6 protein-coding genes and 1 pseudogene are annotated in these 8,065 nt (G+C 73.6%); 3 read left to right on the forward strand and 4 right to left on the reverse strand.

Features of this window, described 5'->3' with window-relative positions:
- The first annotated feature begins 111 nt into the window (after window positions 1-111).
- Window positions 112-1,011: a LysR family transcriptional regulator gene (locus tag A5481_RS08455; protein WP_048437383.1), complete on the forward strand. Its 900-nt coding sequence runs from the start codon at window positions 112-114 to the stop codon at window positions 1,009-1,011.
- Window positions 1,012-1,117: 106 nt separating this feature from the next.
- Here the strand turns inward: A5481_RS08455 and A5481_RS08460 are convergent, their stop codons facing one another.
- Window positions 1,118-2,797: a methyl-accepting chemotaxis protein gene (locus A5481_RS08460; protein WP_048437386.1), complete on the reverse strand. Its 1,680-nt coding sequence runs from the start codon at window positions 2,795-2,797 to the stop codon at window positions 1,118-1,120.
- 444 nt (window positions 2,798-3,241) lie between these two features.
- Here A5481_RS08460 and A5481_RS34580 point away from each other — a divergent pair, with 444 nt between their 5' ends.
- The gene (locus A5481_RS34580) at window positions 3,242-3,412 is read left to right on the forward strand and encodes a hypothetical protein (protein ID WP_167350105.1); all 171 of its coding nucleotides are present in this window, start codon (window positions 3,242-3,244) and stop codon (window positions 3,410-3,412) included.
- 57 nt (window positions 3,413-3,469) lie between these two features.
- On the opposite strand, the gene der is transcribed toward A5481_RS34580, so the two are convergent.
- The 3 genes and pseudogenes from der to A5481_RS08475 form a co-directional block, all read right to left on the reverse strand.
- Window positions 3,470-4,816: a ribosome biogenesis GTPase Der gene (gene der / locus A5481_RS08465; protein WP_048437384.1), complete on the reverse strand. Its 1,347-nt coding sequence runs from the start codon at window positions 4,814-4,816 to the stop codon at window positions 3,470-3,472.
- Between the two features lie 218 nt (window positions 4,817-5,034).
- Window positions 5,035-5,736 (reverse strand): annotated as a pseudogene (locus A5481_RS08470) (tetratricopeptide repeat protein); the annotation flags it as partial.
- A 157-nt stretch (window positions 5,737-5,893) separates the two neighbouring features.
- Window positions 5,894-6,526, reverse strand: a complete 633-nt coding sequence (locus A5481_RS08475; RefSeq protein WP_048437385.1) for an NnrU family protein — start codon at window positions 6,524-6,526, stop codon at window positions 5,894-5,896.
- A gap of 102 nt (window positions 6,527-6,628) precedes the next feature.
- Here A5481_RS08475 and A5481_RS08480 point away from each other — a divergent pair, with 102 nt between their 5' ends.
- A complete protein-coding gene (locus A5481_RS08480) occupies window positions 6,629-7,813 on the forward strand; it encodes a glycoside hydrolase family 183 protein (protein ID WP_082173604.1) in 1,185 nt (394 codons plus the stop codon).
- The last annotated feature ends 252 nt before the right edge of the window (window positions 7,814-8,065 follow it).

Genomic DNA, 8,065 nt, shown 5'->3' on the forward strand with positions numbered 1-8,065 from the left:
TCCCCGGGTTCGTCGTTGAAGACATCTGGAGAATGAGCGATCCATGGATGCGCCGATAGGCGCCGGATCTGGACGCACCGTCTCGCCGGTGGAACGCAGGAGCCTGGAATCGTGGACCTGCTCGCGCTCGCCGACTTCACCCTCGTCGCCCGCCACGGCGGGTTCGGCCGCGCCGCCCGCGCCGCGGACCGGCCGAAGGCGACCCTGTCGCGCCGGGTCGCGGAACTGGAGGAGAGCCTGAACCTCCGCCTGTTCGAGCGCGGGGCCCGGGCGTTGGCGCTGACCGAGGAGGGCCGGGCGCTCTACGAGCGCGCCGGGGCCCTGCTGACCGAGCTCGACGAGACGGCGGCGGCGATCGCCGCGGGCGGACGCCGCGCGCGGGGCCGGCTGCGGATCAGCGCGCCGCTCCTCTTCGCCCAGACCGCGATGGGCAAGGTCGCCGCGTCCTTCGCCCTGGCCCATCCGGACATCCGCCTCGCGGTCACGACGGAGGACCGGGCCGTCGACATGATCGAGGAGGGCTACGACCTGGTGATCCGGGTCGACCCGGCCCCGGACGAGCGCCTGGTCGGGCGGTCCTTCCTGCGCGATCGCATCGTCGTGGTGGCGAGTCCGGAGCTGGCACGGCCGGACGGGGGTGCGCCGGTGCCGGCGGTCATCCGCGGCGCGGGCGGGCCGGACGAGACCTGGACCGACGGGACCTGGATCCTCGCGGGCGGTGCCCGCCTCGCCGTCGCGCCGGTCCTGGCGCTGTCGTCGCTCGCGATGGTGCGCGACGCGGTCCGGGCCGGAATCGGGGTCGCGCGCCTGCCGGTCTCGCTCGCCGCCCACGACCTCGCCGCCGGGCGGCTGGTCCTCTGGGGCGACGTCGCGGGATCGGACATCGCCCTGTGGGCGCTCTACCCGTCGCGGCGGCTGCTGAACGCCCGGGTCTCCGCCTTCCTGGATCACCTGAAGCGGACGTTCCCGACGGGCGCGCCGGAGGAGCTGGCGGCCTATATGGCCGGGTGAGGACGGCGCGCGGCGTCCGCGTTCCGAGGGTGAAGACGGCTCACGCCGCCCGCGTTCCGAGGGTGAAGACGGCTCACGCCGCCCGCGTTCCGAGGGTGAAGACGGCTCACGCCGCCTTCACGGCCGCCAGGAAGCCGCCGACCTCGCGGGTGAGCCCGTCGGAGTGGCGCGCCAGGGTGAGCGCCGCGTCGAGGACCTGGCCGGCGGCGGCGCCGGTCTCCCCCGCCCCGCGGCGCAGGTCGCCCAGGGTCTCGGTGACGTGGCCGGTGCCCTGTGCCGCCTCGCCGACGCTGCGGGCGATCTCCCGCGTCGCCGCGCCCTGCTCCTCCATCACCGCGGCCGCGGCGGCCGCGGAGGCCGACATCTCGCCGATCACCCGGCCGATGCGCTGGATGTCGGCGACCGCCGCCCGGGTCGCCGCCTGGATCGCCCCGACCTGCCCGGTGATCTCGGCCGTCGCCCGGGTGGTCTGCCCGGCAAGCGCCTTGACCTCGGCGGCGACGACCGCGAAGCCGCGCCCGGCCGCTCCCGCCCGCGCCGCCTCGATGGTGGCGTTGAGCGCCAGGAGGTTGGTCTGGTCGGCGATGTCGGCGATCACCGAGACGACGTGCTCGATGCGCTCGGCGGCGGCGGCCAGCGCGCCGACCGTGGCGTCGGTGCGGCCGGCATCCTCCACCGCTTGGCCGGCCATGTGCGAGGTCTGGGCGACCTGCTGCACGATCTCCTGGATCGCCGTCGTCATCTGCTCGCTCGCCGCCGCGACGGCGTGGACGTGGCCGGAGGTCCGCTGCGCCACGCCGGCCGCCGCATCGGTGCGCCCGGCCCCCGCCTCGGCCCCCGCCGCCATCGCGCGGGCGGCGGCCTCCATCGTGCCGGCGGCCCCGGCGAGATCGCCCGAGAGCCCCGCGACCTTGGCCTCGAAGGCCGTGGCGAGGCCGTCGACCAGGGCGGCGGCCTCGTTGCGCTCGCTCTCCTGCGCGGTCAGCCGGCGCATCGCGCCGGCGGAATCCTTGAACACCTGCAGGGCCCGGGCGAGCGCGCCGATCTCGTCCCGCCGCCCGGTGCCGGCGACGGCGACCGCGAGGTCACCGGCCGCCAAGTCGTTCATCGCCCGCGCCATCCGGGTCAGCGGCCGGGCGATGCCGAGCACCGCGATGGCGGCGAGGGCCGAGAAGGCGAGGAGGAGGCCGATGCCCGCAACCAGCGTCAGGCGCGCGGAGGTCGCGGCGGCGGCGGCCTGCGCGGCGTCCCGGGCGGCGGCGAGCTCCGCGAGGGTGCCCCGCACCCGGGCGTCGATGGCGGCGGCGGCCTTCGCCCGCCGGCCGGCATCCTGCTCGCTCGAGAGCGCGAAGGCGACGTCGGTCATGCCCTGCTGCGCATTGGCGACGACCTTGGCCGAGAAGGCGAGATACCCGGCGGCCTCCGCCCGGGCGGCCTCGTCCTGCGCGCGCTCCTCCGCGCTCTCGGCGAGCCCGACCAGCCGCTCGGCCTGCGCGGCCGCCAGCTCCTCCGCCGCCCGGTGCTGACGGGCCAGGGTCTGGCGGACCTCGTCGCTGCCCTCGATGATGACGCTGCGCTGGGCGATCGCCGCCTCGGCGACGGCGTTCGCCACCCGCAGGGCCGCCACCGCCCGGTTGGTGCGCACGTCGACGATCTCGCCCATCGTCCGGCCCATCGCGTCGAGGCCGTGGCGGGCGAGCCCGACCAGGCCCAGCGCGACGAGGAGGACGAGCCCGGCCGGCAGGGCGAGCTTGGCGATGAGCTTGAGGTCGTTGAAGGCGCGCATGACCGGTCCCCGCCGCGGGACGGTCCCGGCCCGCACGGCCGCGCCCACCCGTCGAGCTTCGAAAGAGGTCAGGTAATCGGCGCCGGGTTAAGAAAATATTTTTGTATTTATCGGCATCGACCGCGTGACGATTGTCGAGTGTCGAACAATGATCCGATGAGTTGTGAGCCGATGCGGGCTTGCACGATATTTCTACTTTCCGACATCGAATCCGGCAGCGGAGTGCATGCCCGGCGGCCAGGGACGGCGCGGGAAGACGGCCGCGTCGTCCTCCCGCGCCGGGACGCCCGCGTCGGGTCCCGGTCCGGGCGTCGCCGGGCCCAGCCGGCAAAGCTTTCTCGCACAAGCCGGATTCGACTTTCCGCCGAGTCGTTGGCGGTCGCCAAAGGGCGCCGGACGCGGTAGATCTGCCCGCAATCAGTCAGAAGCGGGGGTATTCAGGCGATGAGCGAAGCCACCGACCGGTTCAAGCGCGCGCCCAAGCGCAAGCCCGCGCAGGCGCGCACCCTCACGGTCTCGGCCGAGGCCAAGGCCGCCTACGAGAAGCTGATCCGCGAGAAGGAGGAACGCGAGGCCTATGCCCGCAACCTCCCGGCCGACCAGAGGCCGCGCTGAGGGCTCCCCCGCCCTCCGCGCTCCTCACGGCCCGGCCGGTTCCTGCGCCTGCGCGTCCTACGCACCCTTGTCGAACGGGTTCTTCGAGGTCCGGAGCGACAGGCGGATCGGCACGCCCGGCAGCTCGAAGGCCTCGCGCAGGCTGTTGACGAGGTAGCGGGTGTAGGATTTCGGCAGCGCGTCGAGCTGGTTGCCGAACAGGGCGAAGTGCGGCGGGCGCGCCTTCACCTGCGTGGCGTAGCGGATCTTGATGCGCCGGCCGGACACCGCCGGCGGCGGGTTGGCCTGCGTCGCCTCGCTCAGCCACTGGTTGATCTTGGCGGTCGAGACGCGGCGGTTCCAGACCTCGGCGGTCGAGATCACCGCGTGCATCAGCCGGTCGATGCCATCCCCGGCGAGCCCCGAGAGTGGCACCACCGCGGCGCCGCGCACCTGCGGCAGCAGGCGGGTCGCCTTCTCCTTGAGGTCCTTCAGGAGCCCGGGCTGGTCGGCGACGAGGTCCCACTTGTTGAGGCCCATGACCAGGGCGCGGCCCTCCGACTCGACGAGGTCGACGATGGTCAGGTCCTGCTTCTCGAACGGGATCGTGGCGTCGAGGAGCACCACCACCACTTCGGCGAAGCGCACCGCCCGCAACCCGTCGGAGACCGCGAGCTTCTCCAGCTTGTCGTCGATCCGGGCGCGGCGGCGCATGCCGGCGGTGTCGTGCAGCTTGATCCGCCGGCCGCGCCACTCCCAGTCCAGCGAGATCGAATCGCGGGTGATGCCGGCCTCGGGGCCGACGAGCAGCCGGTCCTCGCCGAGCATCCGGTTGATCAGCGTCGACTTGCCGGCATTCGGGCGGCCGACGATCGCGACCTTCAAGGGCCGGCCCTCGCCCCCCTCCTCGTCGTCCTCGTCGTCCTGCTCCGGCAGCACGGCCTCCAGCGCGTCGAGGAGGTCGCCCATGCCCTCGCCGTGCTCGGCCGAGACCGGCACCGGATCGCCCAGGCCCAGCGCGAAGGCCTCGTAGGCGCCGGCCATGCCGGCCCCGCCCTCGGCCTTGTTGGCGAGCAGGATGACGGGCTTGTCGGCGCGGCGGACCAGCTCGGCGAAGGGCTGGTCGGCCGGCAGCAGGCCGGCACGGGCGTCGATCACGAACAGGACCGCGTCGGCCTCGGCGATCGCCGCCTCGGTCTGGGCGCGCATGCGGCCGGCGAGCGAGTCGGCCTCGGCCTCCTCCAGCCCGGCGGTGTCGAGGATGCGGAAGCGCAGGTGGCCGAGGCGCACGTCGCCCTCGCGCCGGTCGCGGGTCACGCCCGGCCGGTCGTCGACCAGCGCCAGCTTGCGGCCGACGAGGCGGTTGAACAGCGTCGACTTGCCGACGTTGGGACGCCCGACGATCGCGACGATGGGCATCGACATGGAGGTCTTCCTGAAAATAGCAGCGGGCGGGCACGCCGCGAGGCGTGCCGCCCTGTCGTGGTGACGATGCGGGACGAGAAAGCCCCGCGCTCTTGGATTCTCTAGCGCGTCGGCGCGGGAGCCGGCGCGTCCTCGTCGGCGCCCGGAGTCCGGGCCCCGTCCTTGGGGGTATCATGATCGGCGGCGTCGTGCTCGGGCGCAGGCGTTCCGAGGAAGGTCGGCGGCCGCGGCGCGGCGGGGGCCTGCGCCGCCGCCTCGGTCATCTGCACCGGACCGCCGGCCACCAGGCCGACATAGATCTCGAGCCGCTGGCGCAGGCCGGCGGGGGTCTCGCGGTCGGCGGCGATCTGGTCGAACCAGCGCCCGGCGCCCTCGTAGTCGCCCTTCTTGAGCGCCACGAGGCCCAGCGTCTCGCGGGCGGTGTGGCGGAAGGCGCTCGACGGGGCGGCGAGGCTCTGGAGCGTGTTCAGGGCGTTCGCGTCGTTCGTGTCGACGAGGAGCAGCGCGCCGCGCAGGCGGGCGAGGTCGCGCAGGGACTGGCCGATCGCGGTGTCGTCGGCGATCGCCGCGTAGGCCTTGGCGCCGGCCGCCGGATCGGCCTTGCCGGCCTCCGCCGCGGCGCGCAGACGCGCCAGCAGGCGGTAGCCGAAGGGGGCGTCGGTGGCCACGCCCGCGAAGGCCTTCTCGGCATCCTCCGGCGTGCCGTCCTTGGCGCGGCGCAGGGCTTCCTCGAAGCGCAGGCTCGCCGCCTCGGATTGCTGGGCTTGCGCATACTGCCAGTAGCGCCAGCCGCCGACACCCAGCACCACCAGCACCGCGAGACCGATGAACACGCCGCTGTAGCGCGACCAGATCTGGGCCAGGCGGTCGCGCCGGTACTCGTCGTTGACCTCGCGGATGAACTCGTTCTCGCTCATGATCTTCTTGGCTCGCCGCCACCTGGGGCCCGGTGGGCACCTGGGACCCGGTGGGCTCTTCGCCGCGACCGTGCGACAGGGCCGGTCGCGTAGCACAGTCCCGGCGGGAAGTCAGGCCCGGCGAAGGATCGGGCTTCGACGGATCCGGCTCGGCGAGCGGTCAGGCCTGCCCCGGCCAGACCGCGACGCCGATCAGCCACGGATGCAGCACCCGGGCGAACACGAACCAGGCGGCCACGCCGATCACCACCGCGAGCGCGTCGTTGCGCCAGCCCGCGGGCGCCGCCGCGGGACCGCCATGCGGCTTCACCTCGTCCCGGCGCTCGACCCCGTCGCGACGCTTGGCGCTCCTGTCGCGACGCTTGGCGCTGATGCGGGCCATCACGGCCCAGGCCAGGATCGTCCCGAACAGGATCATCGAGCCGAGATCGCCGTTGGCCAGCAGGTGCGCGGTGGCCCAGATCTTCACGCCGAGCAGCATCGGGTGCTTGAGCCGCGCCTTGATCCGCCCCGGCAGGTAGGCGGCGACGAAGGAGATGAAGGCCAGCAGCACCAGCAGCAGGGCGAGGTGACGGGTCCAGACCGGCGGCGACCACACCTCGACATAGTCGTGCGCCCGGTACTGGCCGTAGCCGTAGCCGAGCAGCACGAGGCCGAGCAGCGCGGCGATCGAGTAGCCGGCCTTGTAGGGCCCCTCCCCCACCCGCGCGATCAGGGCGGCGCGGGGCCCGCGCAGCATCGTGAAGGCGTGGGTGCCGAGGAAGAGCACGAGGCCGGCGATCAGGAGCAGCATCGGGAAAGGACCTTCGGGGATGGCGGCCGGCATCGCGGGCACGCGCTAAGCAAGCCTCAAGCACTCTGGGGCAGGCTCGGGAGCCAAGTCCAGGGATGCCGCATGCGCCTTCGCCTCCTTCTCGCGTGTCTCTGCGTCGCGGCCGTGACGGCCGGTCGGGATGGGAAGGCGACCGTGACGGCCGCGCACGCGGCCGAGCCGCCGCTCTCGGCCCTGACCCTGGTCGGCCCGCCCCGCACGGTCTTCAAGGCCGGCCGCGACGCCTGCGACGGGCACGACGTGCCGGACGCGCCCGCCCGCGCCGTCCGCGAGGCCGACGGGGGCATCGCGCTGTTCGGCATGCATTACCGCAACCGCGCCTTCCGCGGCCGCGACTTCGACGACCTGAAGCTCGATTGCCGGGTCGTGCTCGATTCCGCCTTCAGGCCCGAGCCCGAGGCCTTCGACGACCGCTCCTGGATCGCCGCGACCTGGACCGAGGACGGCCGGCGGATCGAGGCGCTGCTGCACGAGGAATACCACGCCGACGATCACGGCCGCTGCCGCACCACGGGCGCGCTCGCCTGCTGGTACAACGCGGTGCTGGCCGCCCGCTCGACCGACGGCGGGCGGAGCTTCACCCGGGCGACGCCGCCGAAAGTGGTAGCGGCCGCCCCCTTCCGCCAGGAGGTCGAGCAGGGCCGCCACCGCGGCTTCTTCAACCCCTCGAACATCGTTGCCGACGGGCGCCACCGCTACTTCTACGCCTCGACCACCGGCTGGACCGGCCAGCCCTTCGGCGTCTGCCTGTTCCGCAGCGACGACGTCGCGGACCCGTCGGGCTGGCGCGCCTTCGACGGCCGAGAGTTCTCCGCCCGCTTCCCCGATCCCTACCTCAAGGGCGCGAAGCCGGCGGGCGCCTGCGCCCCGGTGGCGCCGTTCCCGGCCCCGGTCGGCTCGGTGAGCCGCCACCGCGGCACCGGCGCCTGGATCGCGGTGTTCCAGGCCGCCGCCGGCGGGGTCTTCCCGCGCCCCGGGATCTACTGGAGCACGTCGCGCGACCTCACGACCTGGGACGCGCCGCGCCTGCTCATCGCCGGCCCGACGCTCTACGACGATCCCTGCACCGCGGGCGGCGAGCTCGTCAGCTATCCCTCGCTGATCGACCCGTCCGCGCCCGGCCGCAACTTCGACACCGTCGGCGACACGGCGACGCTCTACTACGTCACGCTCAAGACCAAGGGCTGCGAGGTCACCTCCGACCGCGACCTCGTGCGGCGCCAGGTGGCGATCAAGGTGTGGCCGTGAGGGCGGGGCGTGCGGGCACCGGACGGAGGCGATGTCCGCCGGATCGTCTCACGTCGGCATGAAGCGCGGCCCCCCTTTCCAAGGTGGGAGAGGGACGCGCTGGTTCGACGATGCGAAGGCACGGTACACGACACCGCGACCTCGGCCCGACCATAGGGGCGGACGATCCTCGTGAGCCTCCCCCTTTCCCGGACGACTGAAACAACGTGGAAGGAGATCCGGGATCCAGCGGAAAAAAGTGCCGCGAAGCGG

It is taken from the genome of Methylobacterium platani, assembly GCF_001653715.1.
Taxonomy (GTDB): domain Bacteria; phylum Pseudomonadota; class Alphaproteobacteria; order Rhizobiales; family Beijerinckiaceae; genus Methylobacterium; species Methylobacterium platani.

Coding starts and splice junctions, on each gene's coding strand:
- A5481_RS08460 (WP_048437386.1), bottom strand. CDS start 2,797: ATGCGCGCCTTCAACGACCTCAAGCTCATCGCCAAGCTCGCCCTGCCG.
- A5481_RS34580 (WP_167350105.1), top strand. CDS start 3,242: ATGAGCGAAGCCACCGACCGGTTCAAGCGCGCGCCCAAGCGCAAGCCC.
- der (WP_048437384.1), bottom strand. CDS start 4,816: ATGTCGATGCCCATCGTCGCGATCGTCGGGCGTCCCAACGTCGGCAAG.
- A5481_RS08475 (WP_048437385.1), bottom strand. CDS start 6,526: ATGCTGCTCCTGATCGCCGGCCTCGTGCTCTTCCTCGGCACCCACGCC.
- A5481_RS08480 (WP_082173604.1), top strand. CDS start 6,629: ATGCGCCTTCGCCTCCTTCTCGCGTGTCTCTGCGTCGCGGCCGTGACG.